This is a genomic window from Halobacillus litoralis (assembly GCF_009856415.1).
Classification (GTDB): domain Bacteria; phylum Bacillota; class Bacilli; order Bacillales; family Halobacillaceae; genus Halobacillus; species Halobacillus litoralis_C.
Genome location: NZ_WMEZ01000002.1, coordinates 123,781 through 142,261, shown reverse-complemented (window position 1 = coordinate 142,261; position 18,481 = coordinate 123,781). Strand labels below are relative to the sequence as shown.

General features: G+C 44.5%; 17 protein-coding genes. 11 read left to right on the top strand and 6 right to left on the bottom strand.

Annotated features, from left to right (window positions below; all coding sequences use genetic code 11):
- Positions 1 to 19 precede the first annotated feature (19 nt).
- From GLV98_RS06415 to GLV98_RS06380, 8 genes are all read left to right on the top strand, one after another.
- Positions 20 to 1,048, top strand: a complete 1,029-nt coding sequence (locus GLV98_RS06415; RefSeq protein ID WP_160913256.1) for a sugar-binding transcriptional regulator — start codon at positions 20 to 22, stop codon at positions 1,046 to 1,048.
- Between the two features lie 38 nt (positions 1,049 to 1,086).
- The gene (gap, locus tag GLV98_RS06410; protein ID WP_160913254.1) at positions 1,087 to 2,094 is read left to right on the top strand and encodes a type I glyceraldehyde-3-phosphate dehydrogenase; all 1,008 of its coding nucleotides are present in this window, start codon (positions 1,087 to 1,089) and stop codon (positions 2,092 to 2,094) included.
- A 179-nt stretch (positions 2,095 to 2,273) separates the two neighbouring features.
- Positions 2,274 to 3,455, top strand: coding sequence for a phosphoglycerate kinase (locus GLV98_RS06405; protein ID WP_160913251.1), 1,182 nt, complete (start codon positions 2,274 to 2,276; stop codon positions 3,453 to 3,455).
- 18 nt (positions 3,456 to 3,473) lie between these two features.
- Positions 3,474 to 4,235 (top strand): triose-phosphate isomerase, encoded by a 762-nt coding sequence (gene tpiA / locus GLV98_RS06400; protein WP_160913249.1) that lies wholly within the window; start codon positions 3,474 to 3,476, stop codon positions 4,233 to 4,235.
- Positions 4,228 to 5,766, top strand: a complete 1,539-nt coding sequence (gene gpmI, locus GLV98_RS06395) for a 2,3-bisphosphoglycerate-independent phosphoglycerate mutase (RefSeq protein ID WP_160913247.1) — start codon at positions 4,228 to 4,230, stop codon at positions 5,764 to 5,766. Before tpiA ends, gpmI begins: the two co-directional genes overlap by 8 nt.
- A gap of 13 nt (positions 5,767 to 5,779) precedes the next feature.
- Positions 5,780 to 7,066, top strand: coding sequence for a phosphopyruvate hydratase (eno, locus tag GLV98_RS06390; RefSeq protein ID WP_160913245.1), 1,287 nt, complete (start codon positions 5,780 to 5,782; stop codon positions 7,064 to 7,066).
- 90 nt (positions 7,067 to 7,156) lie between these two features.
- On the top strand, positions 7,157 to 7,738 hold the full coding sequence (locus GLV98_RS06385; RefSeq protein WP_160913242.1) for a YdcF family protein: 582 nt from the start codon (positions 7,157 to 7,159) through the stop codon (positions 7,736 to 7,738).
- A gap of 10 nt (positions 7,739 to 7,748) precedes the next feature.
- Positions 7,749 to 8,339, top strand: a complete 591-nt coding sequence (locus tag GLV98_RS06380; RefSeq protein ID WP_160913240.1) for a nitroreductase family protein — start codon at positions 7,749 to 7,751, stop codon at positions 8,337 to 8,339.
- Between the two features lie 8 nt (positions 8,340 to 8,347).
- On the opposite strand, the gene ytzI is transcribed toward GLV98_RS06380, so the two are convergent.
- From ytzI to GLV98_RS06350, 6 genes are all read right to left on the bottom strand, one after another.
- Complete coding sequence (gene ytzI, locus GLV98_RS06375; protein WP_160913238.1) at positions 8,348 to 8,509, bottom strand: YtzI protein; 162 nt, start codon at positions 8,507 to 8,509, stop codon at positions 8,348 to 8,350.
- A gap of 83 nt (positions 8,510 to 8,592) precedes the next feature.
- Positions 8,593 to 10,311, bottom strand: coding sequence for a phosphoenolpyruvate--protein phosphotransferase (ptsP, locus tag GLV98_RS06370; RefSeq protein ID WP_160913236.1), 1,719 nt, complete (start codon positions 10,309 to 10,311; stop codon positions 8,593 to 8,595).
- A gap of 4 nt (positions 10,312 to 10,315) precedes the next feature.
- Positions 10,316 to 10,582, bottom strand: coding sequence for a phosphocarrier protein HPr (locus GLV98_RS06365; RefSeq protein WP_160913234.1), 267 nt, complete (start codon positions 10,580 to 10,582; stop codon positions 10,316 to 10,318).
- A gap of 56 nt (positions 10,583 to 10,638) precedes the next feature.
- Positions 10,639 to 12,516: a PTS fructose transporter subunit IIABC gene (locus GLV98_RS06360; RefSeq protein ID WP_160913231.1), complete on the bottom strand. Its 1,878-nt coding sequence runs from the start codon at positions 12,514 to 12,516 to the stop codon at positions 10,639 to 10,641.
- A 15-nt stretch (positions 12,517 to 12,531) separates the two neighbouring features.
- Positions 12,532 to 13,446, bottom strand: coding sequence for a 1-phosphofructokinase (gene pfkB / locus GLV98_RS06355; RefSeq protein ID WP_160913229.1), 915 nt, complete (start codon positions 13,444 to 13,446; stop codon positions 12,532 to 12,534).
- Positions 13,443 to 14,192: a DeoR/GlpR family DNA-binding transcription regulator gene (locus tag GLV98_RS06350; protein ID WP_160913227.1), complete on the bottom strand. Its 750-nt coding sequence runs from the start codon at positions 14,190 to 14,192 to the stop codon at positions 13,443 to 13,445. The genes pfkB and GLV98_RS06350 overlap by 4 nt, the downstream gene beginning before the upstream one ends.
- Positions 14,193 to 14,539: 347 nt before the next feature.
- Between GLV98_RS06350 and secG the strand changes: the two genes are divergently transcribed.
- The 3 genes from secG (at position 14,540) to rnr (ending at position 18,473) form a co-directional block, all read left to right on the top strand.
- Positions 14,540 to 14,773 carry a preprotein translocase subunit SecG gene (gene secG / locus GLV98_RS06345; RefSeq protein WP_146816818.1) on the top strand — a complete coding sequence of 78 codons (234 nt, stop codon included), beginning with the start codon at positions 14,540 to 14,542 and terminating at the stop codon, positions 14,771 to 14,773.
- 630 nt (positions 14,774 to 15,403) lie between these two features.
- Positions 15,404 to 16,147, top strand: a complete 744-nt coding sequence (locus GLV98_RS06340; protein ID WP_160913225.1) for an alpha/beta hydrolase — start codon at positions 15,404 to 15,406, stop codon at positions 16,145 to 16,147.
- Between the two features lie 40 nt (positions 16,148 to 16,187).
- Positions 16,188 to 18,473, top strand: coding sequence for a ribonuclease R (gene rnr / locus GLV98_RS06335; RefSeq protein ID WP_160913223.1), 2,286 nt, complete (start codon positions 16,188 to 16,190; stop codon positions 18,471 to 18,473).
- Positions 18,474 to 18,481: the final 8 nt, after the last annotated feature.

Sequence of the window (18,481 nt, the reverse complement as noted above, 5' to 3'; positions counted from 1 at the left end):
CAAAGAAGGGGCTTTTTCCATGAGAGCGTTCATCGACTTACAAAAAAAATTATTCCCGGATGTTCTGGACGTTATTCAGCGGCGTTATCAGCTGCTGTATTATATCCAGATCATGCAGCCTGTAGGACGGAGAGCGTTGGCTGAAAGTGTTGAGCTTGCTGAACGGACTGTCCGAAGCGAAGTGGACTTTTTGAACAAACAGGGAGCTGTGGAGATTACCTCAAGAGGTATGCACTTGAGTTATGAAGGGCAGAACATTCTCGAACAGTTGGCTGAGTTTATTAAAGAGGTCTCAGGGATAAAGGTTTTAGAACAACAATTAAAGGATAAATTAAATTTAGACTATGTCGTTGTTGTTCCAGGTGATAGCGATGAGCTTAATTGGGTAAAACAAGAGATGGGAAAAGCATGTGTCCAATATTTGAAAGAACATATGTCGCCGAATCAGGCGATCGCCATCACAGGCGGAACGACAATGGCTTCAGTCGCGCAAGTGATGACGCCGCTATCTGGAGCTGATCAGTGCTTATACGTACCTGCACGTGGCGGTTTAGGTGAAAGAGTTGAAAACCAGGCCAACACGATTTGCGCGGAAATGGCGAAAAAAGCAAGAGGTGACTATCGTCTTTTATATGTACCCGATCCATTAAGTGAGGAATCCTATCAGACGATAAAAGAAGAACCTTCGATCAAAGAAGTGTTGGACATCATCCGCAATGCTGAAATCGTCATTCACGGAGTCGGGGATGCGCTAACGATGGCAGAACGGAGAAAGACTTCTCCTGAACAGATGGAATTAATCAAAAAGTACAACGCGGTAGGCGAGGCTTTTGGTTACTATTTCAATGTGGAGGGTGAGATCGTTCACAAAGTACGTACGGTCGGTCTGCAATTAGAAGATCTGAAACGTGCGAAACATGTCATTGCTGTTGCTGGAGGTTGTTCGAAAGCACAAGCCATCTCATCTTATTTCCAGCCGGGCCAGAGTAATGTCCTCATTACTGATGAAGGTGCAGCCCAAGAGTTAATAAGGGATTTATCCCTTTAAATAAATATGATTTCAATCATCCTAAGGAGGAATTTTGCATGACAGTAAGAATTGGTATTAACGGATTTGGACGTATTGGACGTAATGTTTTCCGTGCTGCTTTGAACAACAATGATGTAGAGGTAGTGGCGGTTAACGATTTGACAGATGCAAACATGCTTGCACACTTGCTTCAATACGATACTGTACACGGTAAGCTTGAGCAAGAAGTGACAACAAACGGTGACAACCTGATTGTCGGCGGAAAAGAAGTCAAAGTACTTTCTGAAAAAGATCCAGCTCAACTTGGTTGGGGAGATCTTGGCGTAGATATCGTGATCGAATCTACAGGTCGCTTCACTCAGCGTGACGATGCGAAGAAACACTTGGATGCAGGTGCTAAGAAAGTCGTTATCTCTGCTCCAGCGAAGCAAGAAGACCTTACAGTCGTTATGGGTGTAAACGAAGATCAGTATGACAAAGATTCTCACCACGTCATCTCTAACGCTTCTTGCACAACGAACTGCCTGGCTCCATACGCAAAAGTTCTTGACGAGAAGTTCGGTCTTAAGCGCGGTATGATGACAACTGTTCACTCTTACACGAACGACCAGCAGATCCTTGATCTTCCACACAAAGATTACCGTCGTGCTCGTGCAGCTGCTGAGAACATCATCCCTACGACAACTGGTGCTGCACAAGCCGTTGCAAAAGTTCTTCCACACCTTGATGGCAAGCTTAGCGGTATGGCTATGCGTGTACCAACATCCAACGTTTCCATCGTAGACTTGGTTGCTGAGCTTGATAAAGATGTAACTGCTGAAGAAGTGAATGAAGCTCTTCGCGCAGAAGCTGAAGGTAACCTTAAAGGAATCCTTGGTTACAGTGACGAACCACTTGTTTCTACGGACTACAATGGCAACACTCACTCTTCAATCATTGATGGTCTATCTACACTAATCCTTGAAAACAACATGGTTAAAATCGTTTCTTGGTATGACAACGAAACTGGTTACTCCAACCGTTGTGTAGACTTGGCTGTATACCTTAAAAACCAAGGCTTGTAATATCTGAGCCGTTTTAGAAAATACTATGAAAAAGCTGGAAAGGAGGAGGTCTCAGGTCCTCCTCCTTTATCCATGTTTTTTCGCATCCTGCTTAACGGCGTTTCTGCACAATGAAACTGTGGAAACGTACATAAGGGCAGGCGATGAACCTGACCACAAACCAAGGAGGTTGTCATTCTATGAATAAGAAAACAATCCGCGACGTTGAAGTGAGCGGGAAAACCGTCTTTTGCCGTGTCGACTTCAACGTACCAATGAGCGAGGGAGAGGTCACAGACGACACTCGAATTAAAGCTGCCCTCCCTACAATCAAGCACCTGACTGGAAACGGTGCAAAAGTCATTCTTGCCAGTCACCTTGGACGCCCAAAAGGGGAAGTTGTCGAAGACCTTCGTCTTGACCCTGTAGCCAAGCGTCTGAGTGATGTTCTTGGACAAACCGTTACAAAAACGGATGAAGTACACGGAGCTGAAGTAAACAAAGCCATTTCTGAAATGGAAAACGGTGATGTTCTTCTGATCGAAAACGTACGCTTCCATCCTGGTGAAGAGAAGAATGATGCGGAATTAGCCAAGGCTTTTGCAGACATGGCTGACCTCTACGTAAACGATGCCTTCGGTGCTGCTCACCGTGCGCATGCTTCCACAGCAGGTGTTGCTGAGCATATCCCTGCCGTTGCTGGTTTCTTGATGGAGAAAGAAATCAATGTTTTAGGTAAGGCGCTGTCCAATCCTGAACGTCCATTCACAGCTATCATCGGTGGTGCGAAAGTGAAAGATAAGATCGGTGTCATCGACAACTTGATCGATAAAGTTGATAACTTGATCATCGGTGGAGGTCTTGCTTACACATTCGTCAAAGCACTAGGTCATGAAATCGGTAAATCGCTGCTAGAAGAAGACAAAATCGATTTAGCTAAAGAATATATGAAGAAAGCAGAAGAAAAGGGCGTCAACTTCCTTATGCCTGAAGATGTCGTTGTTGCTGATGATTTCTCTGATTCTGCGAACAAGGAAGAAGTCGGAATCGACAGCATCCCAGCCGACTGGGAAGCCCTTGATATCGGTCCGAAAACGAGAGAAAAATATGCAAAGGTCATTAAAGATTCTAAATTGGTCATCTGGAACGGACCTATGGGAGTCTTTGAAATCGAATCTTTTGCTAACGGTACAAAAGCTGTAGCGAATGCCCTTTCTGAAACAGATGGCTACACGGTCATCGGTGGAGGCGACTCTGCAGCAGCCGTTGAGAAATTCGGATATGCAAATGACATGGACCACGTCTCCACAGGCGGCGGTGCTTCCTTGGAATTCATGGAAGGTAAAGATCTTCCTGGTGTATCCTTGTTGAACGATAAATAAAAAGGAGAGGTGAAACCTATGCGTAAAAAAGTAATTGCTGGTAACTGGAAAATGAATAAAAACCACCGTGAAGCGGAAGATTTTATTCAAACAGCTAAAAACGAAGTTCCTTCCTCTGAGCAGGTAGAATCGGTTGTTTGTGCTCCATTTCCTTTTCTACAAAAACTTGTAGAAGAAACAGAAGGCACTAGTCTTAAAATCGGTGCCCAAAATATGCACTTTGAAGAAAGCGGTGCGTTTACTGGTGAAGTAAGTCCGGTCATGCTGAAAGAGCTTGGTGTTTCTTACGTCGTACTTGGCCACTCCGAGCGTCGTGAAATCTTCAAGGAAACAGATGAAGAGGTAAACAAAAAAGTCCATGCTGCATTCAACCACGGATTGACACCGATCATTTGTGTTGGGGAATCTCTAGAACAACGCGAATCAAACGAAACGATGAATGTTGTTGAGACACAAGTGAAAAAAGCATTGGACGGCCTCACGAATGACCAATGTGCAGAGACAATCATTGCATATGAGCCGATCTGGGCGATTGGCACAGGTCGTACAGCGACTTCTGAACAAGCGAATGAAGTTTGTACACACATTCGTAAAGTTGTCAGTGATTATGTAAGTGCGGATGCAGCGGAAGCTGTTCGCATTCAATACGGCGGCAGTGTGAAGCCTGCAAACGTTGATGAACTACTATCTCAGTCCGACATTGATGGTGCTCTAGTAGGAGGAGCCAGCCTTGAAGCTGATTCTTTCCTAAAACTAGTGGAGGCAGGTAAGAATGAGTAAGCAAAACCTTGCTGCCTTAATCATCCTTGACGGCTACGCTCTTCGTGATGAAGAGAAAGGCAATGCTGTCAAACAAGCGAACACACCAAACTTTGATCGTTACTGGAACCAATTCCCCCATTCTCAATTAACGGCATGCGGGGAAGCTGTCGGACTGCCAGAAGGTCAAATGGGTAACTCTGAAGTTGGACACTTGAACATCGGTGCAGGCCGAGTCGTTTATCAAAGTCTCACAAGAATTAACCTTTCCATCCGTGAAGGGGACTTCTTTGAAAATGAAGTGTTGCTGAACGCGGTTCGCGAAGCGAAGGCGAAAAGCAAAGCTCTTCATATCTTCGGTCTGTTATCTGATGGCGGTATTCACAGTCATATTAACCATATGATTGCCACCTTGAAACTGGCGAAAGAAGAAGGGCTTGAAAAAGTTTACATCCATGCATTCCTGGATGGTCGTGATGTTGGTCAGCAATCGGCTAAGACTTATATCAAGCAGACGCTAGAAGCGATTGAAGAAGTAGGCGTAGGTCAAATGGCTACCCTTTCCGGACGTTATTATGCGATGGATCGTGACAATCGCTGGGAACGTGTGAAAAAAGCTTACGATGCCATCGCCTATGGTGAGGGTCCGACGTACAAGGATCCGATCAAAGCGATTGAAGATTCATATGAGCAGGACGTGTACGATGAGTTTGTTGAGCCTGTCGTTTTAACAGACGATGACAACAACCCGATTGGAACGGTAGAAGATGAAGACAGTGTCATTTTCTTCAATTTCCGTCCAGATCGTGCCATCCAACTTTCCCGTACATTCGCAAATGACGACTTTGACGGTTATGAGCGTGGAGAGAACGCACCGAAAAATCTTCACTTTGTTGGTATGACGCAATACAGCGACCAAGTCAGAAGTAAGATTGCTTTTCCACCGAACGATTTGAAAAATACCGTCGGTGAAGTCCTTGCTGACAATGACATGAAGCAATTGCGCATCGCCGAGACAGAGAAGTATCCACACGTGACGTTCTTCATGAGCGGTGGTCGTGAAAAAGAATTCGAAGGGGAAGAGCGCATCCTCATCGATTCTCCTAAAGTCGCGACGTATGACCTGCAGCCAGAGATGAGTGCTTATGAAGTTACAGATGCCCTTCTTGAGGCCCTCGATGCAGAGAAACACAATGCGATCATTCTAAACTTCGCCAATCCTGATATGGTTGGACACTCAGGAATGCTTGAACCGACCATTAAAGCGATTGAAGCCGTAGATGAATGTTTAGGTAAAATCGTAGACAAGATCCATGAAAAAGGTGGCCATGCCATCATTACAGCTGACCATGGAAACTCCGATGAGGTGACGACCTTGGATGGAGACGCTATGACAGCTCATACGACAAACCCTGTACCCGTCATTGTGACGAAAGATGGGGCGGAACTCCGTGATGGAGGAATTCTTGGTGATCTTTCACCAACATTGCTAGAACTCTTGAACGTTGAACAACCTGAAGAAATGACAGGAAAATCACTAATTAAAAAATAAGGGAGAGATATTCATGCCTTACATTACTGACGTATATGCACGTGAAGTCCTTGACTCTCGTGGTAACCCGACTGTTGAAGTAGAAGTTTATACAGAATCCGGAGCTTTCGGTACAGCACTTGTTCCAAGTGGCGCTTCCACTGGTGAATACGAAGCGGTTGAACTTCGTGATGGTGATAAAGAGCGTTACCTTGGCAAAGGTGTACAAAACGCTGTAGATAACGTAAACGAAAAAATTGCTCCAAACCTTCTAGGTATGGACGTCACACAACAAGTGATCATCGACCAAATGATGAGAGAACTTGATGGTACAGAAAACAAAGGAAACCTTGGAGCGAACGCAATCCTTGGTGTATCCATGGCTGTTGCACACGCGGCTGCAGACGTTGTAGGTCTTCCACTTTACAAATATCTTGGAGGCTTCACAGCGGCTACGCTTCCAACACCAATGATGAACATTCTGAACGGTGGAGAGCACGCAGACAATAACGTAGACATCCAGGAATTCATGGTTATGCCTGTTGGTGCACCAACATTCAAAGAAGCTCTACGTATGGGAGCAGAAATTTTCCACTCTCTTAAGAAAGTTCTTTCCAGCAAAGGATACAACACTGGTGTAGGTGATGAAGGTGGATTCGCTCCTGACCTTGGTTCTAACGAAGAAGCACTATCTACAATCATTGAAGCGATCGAAGCTGCAGGGTACAAGCCTGACGTAGAAGTGAAGCTTGCGATGGACGTAGCCTCTTCAGAGATTTATGAAGATGGCAAGTACAACCTGAAAGGTGAAGGTGTGGTTCGTACGTCTGAAGAAATGGTTGATTGGTATGAAGAGCTTGTGAACAAGTACCCAATCGTTTCAATCGAAGACGGTCTTGACGAGAACGACTGGGAAGGAACGAAACTTCTTACAGACCGCATCGGAGACCGCGTACAGCTTGTCGGAGACGACTTGTTCGTAACAAACACGGAGAAGCTTAGCCGTGCGATTGAAGAAGGCGTTGGCAACTCCATCCTGATCAAAGTGAACCAAATCGGTACACTTACTGAAACATTTGAAGCGATCGAAATGGCGAAGCGCGCAGGTTATACTGCTGTTATCTCTCACCGTTCTGGTGAAACAGAAGATGCGACAATCGCGGACATCGCTGTTGCGACAAATGCGGGTCAAATTAAAACAGGTGCTCCTTCCCGTACAGACCGTGTAGCGAAGTACAACCAGCTTCTTCGTATCGAAGACCAGCTGCTTGGAACAGCAACATACGCTGGCGAGAAAGCATTCTACAACTTGAATAAATAAGTTACAAAATGAGCCTCTCTGATGATTCAGAGAGGCTTTTTTCTATGATATGATGGAACATATATTCAGGGAGTAGGAGAACCAGGAGATATGAAAAGACTCATTCAAATCATTTTACTGATATTGTTAGCCTATGCATTATACACGGGGTATTCCGTGTGGACCTATGGGGATGAGAAAGCAACGGATGCCGATGCCGCCATCGTCCTTGGTGCCGCACAATGGAATGGAAAGCCAAGCCCTGTCTTTGAAGGGCGTTTGAAGCAAGGAATAGAACTATATAAAGAAGGACGCGTCGAATACTTGATTCTCACTGGCGGTAAAAGTGAACAAGCAGCCTCCTCTGAAGCAGAAGTAGGAAAAGATTATGCAATGGAGCATGGAGTAAAAGAAGAAGATATTCTGTTTGAGGATCGGTCACTGATCACCGAAGATAACTTGAGTAATGCGAAAGAAGTCAGTCACGAAAAAGGGATCCGTTCCTTTTTAATTGTCAGCGACCAATTTCATTTAAAGAGGGCTGTGGCCATGGCCAAACATCTGAATATGAAGGTCGAAGGTGTCCCGACTCAGTATTCGGCATATAAAAGCATGGAAACGAAAGTGCCATTCTTCTTGCGTGAATGGGGCTATTGGATGGGACAACCGGTGACAAAGTTGATCATGTTGTGAGGTGTACGTGATGGAATTGTTAGAAGCGATCCGAAGCCGTCGCTCGATTCATGAGTATAAAGAGGAACAAGTGGATCAGGAAGTGTTGGAACGCATTTTTGCGGAATCTGCGTGGGCGCCTAACCATCGGATGAAAGAACCGTGGCAGATACGATTGTACCAGGATAAAGGGAAAGAAGCGTATGCCCAGGTCGTAATGGAAAGTTATCAAAGACAAGGATTCTTTGATGGTTATGACGAAGAAAAAACGAAACGTCTCCAGGAAGGGATTCGGGAATTTTTATTGAATATACCGCATCACGCTTTGATCTATATGGAAAGAGATGAGGATATTCGCAAGTATGAAGAAGATTACGCGGCTGTTTGTGCCTATATACAAAATGTACAGCTCCTGGCATGGAAAGCGGGAGTAGGCGTTCTTTGGACGACGAGTCCGTATTTACATGATGAACAATTTTCTGAAGCTATAGGATTCGATAGCCAGCGCTTCAAATTGGTTTCTGTACTGCAAATGGGATATCCAAAACGGATCCCGAATCCGAAGGTGCGAACACCCATCCACCAGAAACTTCACCTATATGACGGAAATGAAAAAAGCTGACGCTATCTTTAAGCGTCAGCTTTTTTATGATCTTCTTTATGACGTTTGTCGTCTGGTAATGGGTCAACGGTGTGTTTGTAATCGTAGCCTTTAGAGACCGCCATGCCGAACATAGCGGCAATCCCCAAAACAATCGCGATACATACAATCATGATCACAGTAAATGTCATGGAAACACATCTCTTTCTCGTTTAGAACTAGAGCCGAAAGCAAGTCGACACACACCTATTGTCCCACACTCGTTAAACAAATACTACTTCGTTTGTGTTTTTTCTTTGACAAAAGCGACAACTTCTTCTGCTGTACCCATAGAAAGGATTTCTTTTTTGTAAGAAGTCCATTCTTTTTTGGATAGATCTCTGATCTGCGTACGGGCAGGCAGGATGGATGTTGCACTCATGCTGAATTCATCCAAACCAAGTCCAAGTAGAAGCGGGATGGCAATTTCATCTCCAGCCATTTCCCCACACATGCCAGCCCATTTGCCTTCTGCATGAGCGGCTTCAATTACATTGTTGACAAGGTTAAGAATCGCCGGGTTGTACGGCTGATAAAGGTAGGAGACGCGCTCGTTCATACGGTCTGCTGCCATTGTATATTGAATCAGGTCATTGGTACCGATACTGAAGAAATCGACTTCTTTAGCGAACTGACGGGCAATGACTGCTGTTGCAGGAATTTCAACCATCATTCCGACTTCGATTTCATCTGAAACATCCTGACCTTCTTCTTTGAGATTAGCACGTTCTTCGTCAAGGATTGCTTTCGCTTGACGGAATTCTTCCAGTGTAGCGATCATCGGGAACATGATTTTCAAGTTTCCGTGGACGCTTGCACGTAGCAATGCACGAAGCTGAACGCGGAAAATATCGTCACGCTCCAGGCAAAGACGAATCGCACGGTAACCTAGGAATGGGTTCATTTCTTCAGGAAGATCCAAGTAGTCAAGCTCTTTGTCTCCACCGATGTCCAGTGTACGTACGACGACTGGCTTGTCTCCCATTTGCTTCAAAACAGAAGAGTAAGCATCAAACTGCTCTTCCTCTGTCGGAAGCTGACTTTTGCCCATATAAAGGAACTCGGTGCGGTAAAGACCGACACCTTCTCCGCCGTTGTTCAAAACGCCTTCAACGTCGTCAGGAGTTCCGATATTCGCTACCAGCTCCACGTGGTCGCCTTCAGAAGTGACGGTCGCTTCATCTTTAAGCTTCGCCCACTCTTGTTTTTGCTTTTCGAAATCGTCCTGTTTTTGCTTGTACTCTGCAATTTGATCTTCGCTTGGATCAATAATGACATCACCATTGATTCCGTCGACGATGATCATGGTATCCTTCTCAGCCTGGGAAGTGATATTTTTTGTTCCAACGACTGCAGGAATTTCAAGAGAACGAGCCATGATGGCCGAGTGAGACGTACGGCCTCCGATATCAGTCGTGAACCCTTTTACGTATTGTTTGTTCAATTGAGCGGTATCAGAAGGTGTCAAATCGTCCGCGACGATGACAACTTCTTCATTGATTAGCGCAGGATCCGGGAATGTCACACCAAGAAGGTGAGCCATTACACGTTTTGTTACGTCCTGGATGTCTGCCGCACGTTCACGCATGTATTCATTATCCATGCCTTTGAACATGTCTATGAACATGTTTGCAGTCTCAGAAAGAGCTGCTTCTGCGTTCACATTTTCACTCTTGATCTTATCTTCGATCGGTTGGATCAATTCTGGATCGCTCAAGACCAATAGGTGTGCAGAAAAGATTTCCGCGTGTTCATCACCTAAAGATTTTCTTGTATGTTCTTTAATTTTTTCTAGCTCTGATTTTGATGTATCCAGAGCCTCGTGCAGGCGCTTGACTTCTTGTTCCGGCTGTTCAATATCTTTCTTATCGAAAGAAAGGTCCGGAGCTTCCAAGCGGTACACTTTTGCAATCGCGATTCCGTTGGAAGCTGCAATACCTTGAAGCTGTGTCATGCTGTTATTCCCCCAAGCCTTCGTTCTTCATTGTTGTTTCCATATGGTCGATCGCTTCTTGTTCGTCGCTGCCTTCCGCTGAGATTTTAACTTCAGCGTCTGCAGGAATCCCAAGGCTCATGATTCCCATGATGGATTTAAGATTTACGGATTTTTCTTTGTAATGTAGGTTAATATCAGACTCGTACTTTCCTGCATTTTGTACAAGTACAGTTGCTGGACGAGCGTGAACACCGTCTGATGATGTAATTTTAAATGTTTTCTCTACCATTTATAATTCCTCCTTAAAACATGCTATTGTTTATGACTTACCCTAACTTTATTATTTTAAGCCTTTTGAAGGTCTTTTTTCAAGAATCCAACAACAATTGCTGAAAGAATTGTACCGGCAATGATTGCCACTAGGTAAAGAACGATTTGCATGACCCCGCCTTCTACGAGTGGAGCGACGATAATACCGCCGTGAGGGGCGCGCAGGCCGATTCCAAATAACATGGTCAGCATACCAGTGAGAGCACTCCCTGCGACCATAGAAGGGATGACACGAGCCGGGTCCGCTGCGGCGAATGGAATCGCTCCTTCTGTTATGAAGAATGCTCCGAGCGGATAAGCGGCTTTCCCTGTTTCACGTTCTTGCTTCGTAAATTTATTTTTGAAAAGGGTCGTTGCTAAGCCCATGGCAAGGGGTGGAACCATTCCACCAGCCATTGCAGCTGCTATAAAGGTATAGTTCCCTGCATCAAGAGCTGCAATTCCGAATGTGTAGGCAGCCTTGTTCACCGGGCCTCCCATATCAACCGCCATCATACCTCCGACAATTAGTCCAAGCAATGCTAAGTTGGACCCACTCATACTTTCTAAGAAACCGAAGAGAGCCGTGTAAACGCTAGTCAATGCTGGGTTGATTAGTAACATAATCATTCCTGTGCCGAAGATTGCAAGAACCGGATAGAAAAGGACCGTTTTCATACCATCAAGAATGGCTGGTAAACCTTCTAACCATTTCTTAATAAGCAGTGTCAAATAACCAGCTAAGAAACCCGCAATTAAACCGCCTAAGAAACCAGACCCATTACCGGCACCTTCGACCGTTTGAGTAATAGCAATGAAACCACCGATCATACCAGGAGCAAAGCCAGGACGATCAGCAATACTCATCGCAATAAAACCGGCTAATACAGGGACGAGTAAGAAGAAGGCCGCATCTCCGCCAATCGTACTTAACATTTGTGCGAATTGGTTATCTGATTCGATACCGAAGAAGAAGGAGATGGCAATTAAAATCCCTCCACCGACAACGAATGGAAGCATGTTAGAAACACCGTTCATCAAGTGTTTGTAAACACCTTTACGCTGGCCTTTTTCTTGTGAAGATTCTTTATTGCTTCCCCCGCCTTGATATACAGGTGCATCTTTATTTACGGCTTTGTTTATCAATTCTTTTGGCTCGTGAATAGCTTTTGCGACAGGAACTTCAATAACGGGCTTGCCATTGAATGGTTCCATATCGACTTTTGTATCTGCTGCAACGATGATGGCGTCCGCTTCTGCGATATCTTCATTGGTCAATCGGTTTTTGATACCGCCAGATCCATTGGTTTGCACTTTAATGTTCACACCCATTTCCTTTGCCGTAGCCTTCAATTTATCAGCGGCCATAAAGGTATGAGCAATACCAGTGGGACATGCAGTGACGGCCAAAATCTTTCCTGCTGGTTGATCTGCCGTCTCTTCACCATGATCTTCTTCTTCTGCTTCTTTTTCGTTAATCGCTTCAATCACATCTGCTTCCGTTTTAGCTTCTTCCAGTTGTTGACGGAATTTATTATCCATTAAAAAGGAAGAAAGGCGGGACAGTGTTTCTAAGTGCGTGTTGTTAGCGCCTTCAGAAGCTGCAATCATGAAAAAGAGGTTCGTAGGCTGTCCGTCCAACGATTCATAATTTAATCCATCCTGCGACCGGCCAAAAGCGATGGCAGGGTCTTTTACGGCAGAAGTTTTGGCGTGCGGAATGGCGATTCCTTCGCCAATCCCTGTCGTGCTTTGCTGTTCACGTGCCTCGATGGCTTGCTTGAAATCATCGCGATCATTCAACTTACCAGCACGATCCAATTGACCGACAAGCTCATCGATTGCCTCTGGTTTGGAAGAGGCAGACATATTCAATACGATGGTTTCTTTCGTCAGTAAATCTGTAATTTTCATGGTGGTTCACTCCCCTTAGTTTATATTGGAAACGTGGATTTCAGTCAGCAACCGTTCTACATCTTCTTTCTCACAAAGGTCATCCTGAAAAGCTGTGGCACTTCCTGAAGCCACACCATAACGGAAAGCTTGTTCGATCGTTTCCTCATTTTCCAGTGCGGCTAGAAAACCGGATACAACAGAATCTCCCGCTCCGACAGAGTTTTTTACATGACCCTTAGGAACATTGGCGAACATTTCCTGGTTTCGCCCTACATAAACTGCGCCCTCTCCGCCCATGGAAACAATGACGTGCTCAACGCCTTGTTGGATTAACTTCCTTCCGTAAAGGACTGCTTTTTCTTTTGAATCTATCTCGACGTTGAAAAGCTCACCCAATTCATGATGGTTCGGTTTCAAAAGGAAGAGTGGGTGGCCAAGCAATTGCTCCAATGCTGTTCCTGACGTATCGGCAACGACTTTTGTTCCGTTTTCAGCACAGATGGAAGCCATGGTTATATAAAAATCGGACGGCATGGAAGAAGGAAGACTTCCAGCTAGTACAAGTGTGTCTTTATTTGAAAGCTTTCTCACTTGCTCTAAGAGTTCTTCCTGTAGAGGTTCTGATATTTCCGCTCCAGGGCCGTTGATTTCTGTTTCGTTGTTACTTTTCAGTTTCACGTTTATTCTTGTCGTTTGCGATGTTTCGATAAATGCGTGATCAATGGATTCCTGATTTAAAAACTGTTGAACAAAAGTACCTGTAAAGCCGCCGATATAACCGAGTGCTTTTGTTTTGACACCAAGGCGCTTCATGACACGAGCAACGTTTATGCCTTTCCCCCCAGGGTAATAGAAGGTTTCTTTTGCCCGGTTCAAAGCCCCTGCTTCAAATGCTTCGACGTTCATGATGTAGTCGATGGAAGGGTTTAAAGTACACGTGTAAATCATGTTGTCACAACCTTTATATTCGTTTTCTTGCGATAGTCTTCGATCGATTCATTATTACAATCTGTGATGATTTCTGCTTCTGACAGATCAGAGAACTTCATGAAAGCGACCTTCTCAAATTTGGAATGATCGGCAAGGACATAACGATTCTTAGATAAGTTCAACGTCATCTGTTTGATCGCCGCTTCTTCAGGATCGGGTGTCGTGTACCCATCTTGTATAGTGACTCCGTTGGCTCCCATGAAACATTGATCGAAGCGGTACTGTTGAAGGTTTTGAATTGCTCCAGCCCCGACAACCGCCCCTGTCTGGTGTTTAACAAGACCACCAAGGACGTAGGTTTTGATCTGATGGGTGTTCAAGGCATCCAGATGACTCAAACCATTCGTTACGACAATGATATTTTTCTCTTTAAGGAAAGGAATCATTTCAAAAGTGGTCGAACCAGCATCAATGAAAATACAATCCCCCTCCTGTACGAGGGAGGCTGCGAATTGGGCGATCGCCTGTTTTTCGCTGTGAAACTTCGTGACTTTTTCTCCCATGGTTGGTTCTTCACTGGCGGAGCTTCTTAAGGACGCTCCGCCATGGACGCGCCTTAAGAGTCCTTGTTCCTCCAACTGATCTAAATCACGGCGGATGGTCGATTCTGATGCACCTGTCACTTCAACTAAACGTTTGATTTTGGATGTATGATCGTTTTTGACTGTTTTTAATATTAGCTGCTGGCGTTCTGGTGTAAGCATGTTCCTACACTCCTTGCTTGTTATCTATAATCATAATAAAAGAAAACCCTTACAAAAATCAACCATAAACTTTCAAAAGTAATCAAAAACATTCATCGGTATTCAAAAATGTGCAAGGTTTCATATGCGTTTAGGAAGTGTTACGCGCCTTAAAAATCTTCTGCAAGAAAGTTTGTCATTTCTTTCATTCATCAAGTTTTTTTCATATAGGACTTTCTCTTTCTTTTCAGAATTTCTGATCCTCGTTTTTCAACCTTTAATGAATATAGAATAAGCTTGCTGATGATAGGCTTTTATGCTACATTTAAACTAGTTATCTGTACGTTTTTAGGAGGTGTGGGCACATCATGGAAACACTTGCAATTACTTTATTAACCATCAACACGATTGCGATGATCGTCCTTGTACTATTGCAATCCGGAAAAAGTGCCGGTCTTTCAGGAGCGATTTCTGGCGGAGCGGAACAACTATTTGGGAAGCAGAAAGCACGAGGAATTGACGCAGTGTTGCACAAAGCGACGGTTGTAACAGGCGTTCTCTTCTTTGTTTTAGCTTTCTTAACTGCATATATTATCGGTTAATCAAAAAACTGCGCTTCATAAACGAAGCGCAGTTTTTTTATGTTCTCCTATTCAAACTTGATCCTGCACGATAGCTCCCGATTGTGGAAGACTCAGTTTCGAGACTTTTGTGTGATTTAGGGGCTGCGGGAAAAGGTTCGCTTTCCATGGGGCAGGCGGTGAGCCTCCTCAGGCTTACGCCTTGCGGGGTCTCACCTGTCCCGCAAGTCCCATAGGTGTCTCACCTTATCCCTCCGCCCCTTTACCTTATAAATGCTCTCGAAAATACATCTGGAATAAGCAGCTTTCCAGCTTGATGGAAGTGTGAGCGTTAAATTTCTATCCTATATGTAATTGAATTCTGAAAGCTCAATATAGAAGCTTTATGCTTATAACAGCGGGTAGACTGTCCCTCCTTTGAGGAAAGGGGGGCGTTTATCACCACCCCTGGCGCCCAACAAGGCAACGAACCCCGGAGACATCGCGAAACTGAGCCTTCAACAATCCTGCCATTTGGCTTAATAATAGCTGGAAATAGCTTGTTCAAGTTCAAAATGTGCCAGGGGAACTTAATTTTGGTAAAATAGAATACATTGCACTTTAGAATGAAATCTTAAAAACAGGACATAGATGAAGTAAGGAGAGAATGACATGAAAATTAAACAACCTCAGCCATTTACGTTTGAGGAAGGAGAACGTGCGGTATTATTACTACATGGATTTACGGGCCACTCTGCCGATGTGCGGATGCTAGGCCGGTTTTTACAAAAGCACGGCTATACATCTCATGCTCCGATTTATGCAGGACATGGAAAAGAGCTTGAGGCGTTGATTGAAGCAAGACCCGAGGACTGGTGGGCAGATGTTCAGGACGCCTTGAACCATTTGCGCGAACTCGGATATGAGAAAATTGCTGTCGCAGGGTTGTCCCTTGGAGGTGTCCTTGGCTTGAAGCTTGCGTATTCGGAGCCAATCAAAGGCATCATTACCATGTGTTCGCCGATGTTTTTTGATAATGAGAAACAATTGACTCAAGGGTTTGAATTCAAAGCGAGACAGTATAAACAATTAGAAGGAAAAGATAAAGAAACCATTGATCGCGAAGTACAGGAACTTCTTAATGAATCAGAAGAGATGTTCAAGCAGTTAGGCGGATTTATAACGGAAGTCCATGATGAAGTCGATCAAATCTACACGCCTACTTTTGTTGTACAAGCAGAAAATGATGAAATGATTAACACAGAAAGTGCAAACTATATTTATGAACAAGTAGAAGCTGATCAAAAAGATATTAAATGGTACAAAAACTCTGGTCATGTGATCACGATGGATAAGGAAAAAGAGCAGCTGCACGAAGATGTCCTCGCTTTCCTTGAGTCTCTGGACTGGTCATGACGCCGGAGTCTTGTCCTTCATTTATAAGGAGGTAAGACAATTGAGTATAGAGTTAAAACAACAAATTTTAGACTTTTTCAAAGAAACAGCATCAAAACCACTATCTGTACAAGAGCTTGAAGAGACATTGGAACTTGGGAGTTCTGATGAATTCAAGGACCTCATGAAGGTACTGAATGAACTTGAGGAAGAGGGAGAGCTTGTGCGGACGCGCAAAAACCGCTTCGGTCTTCCAGAGAAGATGAATCTAATTCGCGGACGTATTCAAATGCATGCGAAAGGCTTCGCTTTTCTGATCCCTGATGAAGAGGATAAGGATGATGTGTACATTCACCATTCCGACCTTCATTCGGCCATGAACAATGATAAAGTCCTTGTTCGCATTGAGAAACGGAAAGAGGATGGGACGCGGCCGGAAGGTACGGTCATCCGTATACTGGAAAGAGCTACGACACGTGTTGTTGGAACATATGAATCCAGCCGCAACTTCGGTTTTGTTATTGCCGATGATAAGCGGATTCCTAATGATATCTTCATTCCGAAGAGTCAGAACAATGGCGCCATCGATGGACACAAAGTTATCGTGAATATTACGAAGTTCCCTGAAGACCGTATGAGCGCTGAAGGGGAAATCGTAGAAATCCTTGGACATAAAAATGATCCTGGCATTGATATCATCTCCATCATTTATAAGCATGGGATCAAAGTGGACTTTCCTGAGGAAGTGTTGCAGCAAGCGGCAGACACGCCGGATGAAATCCACCCGGATGAAATCAAGAACCGCCGCGATCTGCGTGATGAAATGATTGTGACAATCGATGGAGCGGATGCTAAGGACCTTGACGATGCCGTGATGGTCAAGAAGCTGGATAACGGAAACTATAAGCTTGGGGTTTCCATTGCCGATGTCACTTATTATGTAAAAGAAGGCTCACCGATTGATCAGGAAGCGAGAGAACGTGCGACGAGTGTGTACTTAGTGGATCGTGTTATTCCAATGATTCCGCACCGTTTGTCCAACGGCATCTGTTCCTTGAATCCGCAAGTCGATCGTCTGACATTGACTTGTGAAATGGAAATCAATAGCCAAGGGGAAGTCGTGAACCACGAAATCTTCCAAAGTGTCATTAAGACCAATGAACGAATGACCTATAAAGATGTGAATAGCATTTTACAGGACGAAGATCCTGAATTGATTAAAAAATATGAAGAGCTTGTGCCGATGTTCAGAGATATGGAGAAGCTTGCGAGTATCTTGAGAGGCAAAAGAATGGGACGCGGCGCGATTGATTTTGACTTTAAAGAAGCCGGTGTTGTCGTGGATGAAGAAGGTAAAGCTGTCGACGTCCGTCTCCGTGAGCGTTCTGTGGCAGAGCGCCTGATTGAAGAATTCATGTTGGCTGCGAACGAAACCGTAGCGGAACATTTCCACTGGATGGATGTGCCGTTCATTCACCGTATTCACCAGGACCCGGATGAAGATAAGCTGCAGAACTTCTTTGAGTTCGTTGCCAATATGGGGTATTCCGTTAAAGGAACGGCAGATAATGTTCATCCACAGGCCTTGCAGAAAGTATTAGAAGAAGTAAAGGGTACACAGGAAGATATGATTATCTCGAAGCTGATGCTGCGTTCCATGCAGCAGGCGAAGTATGACCCACAAGGTCTCGGTCACTTCGGTTTGGCAACAGATTTCTATACCCACTTCACTTCTCCGATCCGCCGATACCCGGACTTGATCGTCCACCGTCTGATCCGCACATACTTGGTTGAAGAAAAGCTGGATTATAAGACACGGAAACATTGGAAAGATCAAATGCCGGAAATTGCCCGTCATTCTTCCGAAATGGAACGTGCGGCAGTGGATGCGGAACGGGAAACGGATGATCTGAAAAAGGCAGAATTCATGCAGGATAAAATTGGAGAAGAGTATGAAGGTGTCATCAGTTCTGTAACCAGCTTTGGGATGTTCGTAGAACTTCCGAACACGGTTGAGGGTCTGGTGCATGTCAGTACATTGACCGACGATTACTATCACTACCATGAAAAACAGTATGCCATGATTGGTGAACGCACAGGAAATGTTTACCGAATCGGTGATGAAGTAACCATCAAAGTGACGAACGTTAATATTGAAGAACGAGTGGTTGATTTCGAAATTGATGGCATGAAACCGAGGAAAGAACGGAAACGTCCAGAGCGCCCGAAACAGATCAAATCCAAAGGGCCGGACCGGAAAAAAGATAAAAAGAAAAACAAACAAAAAGGGAACAAACCTTTTTACAGAAACAAAGGCGTTAAAAAAGGAAGCAAAAAGAAAAAATAAGAAAAACG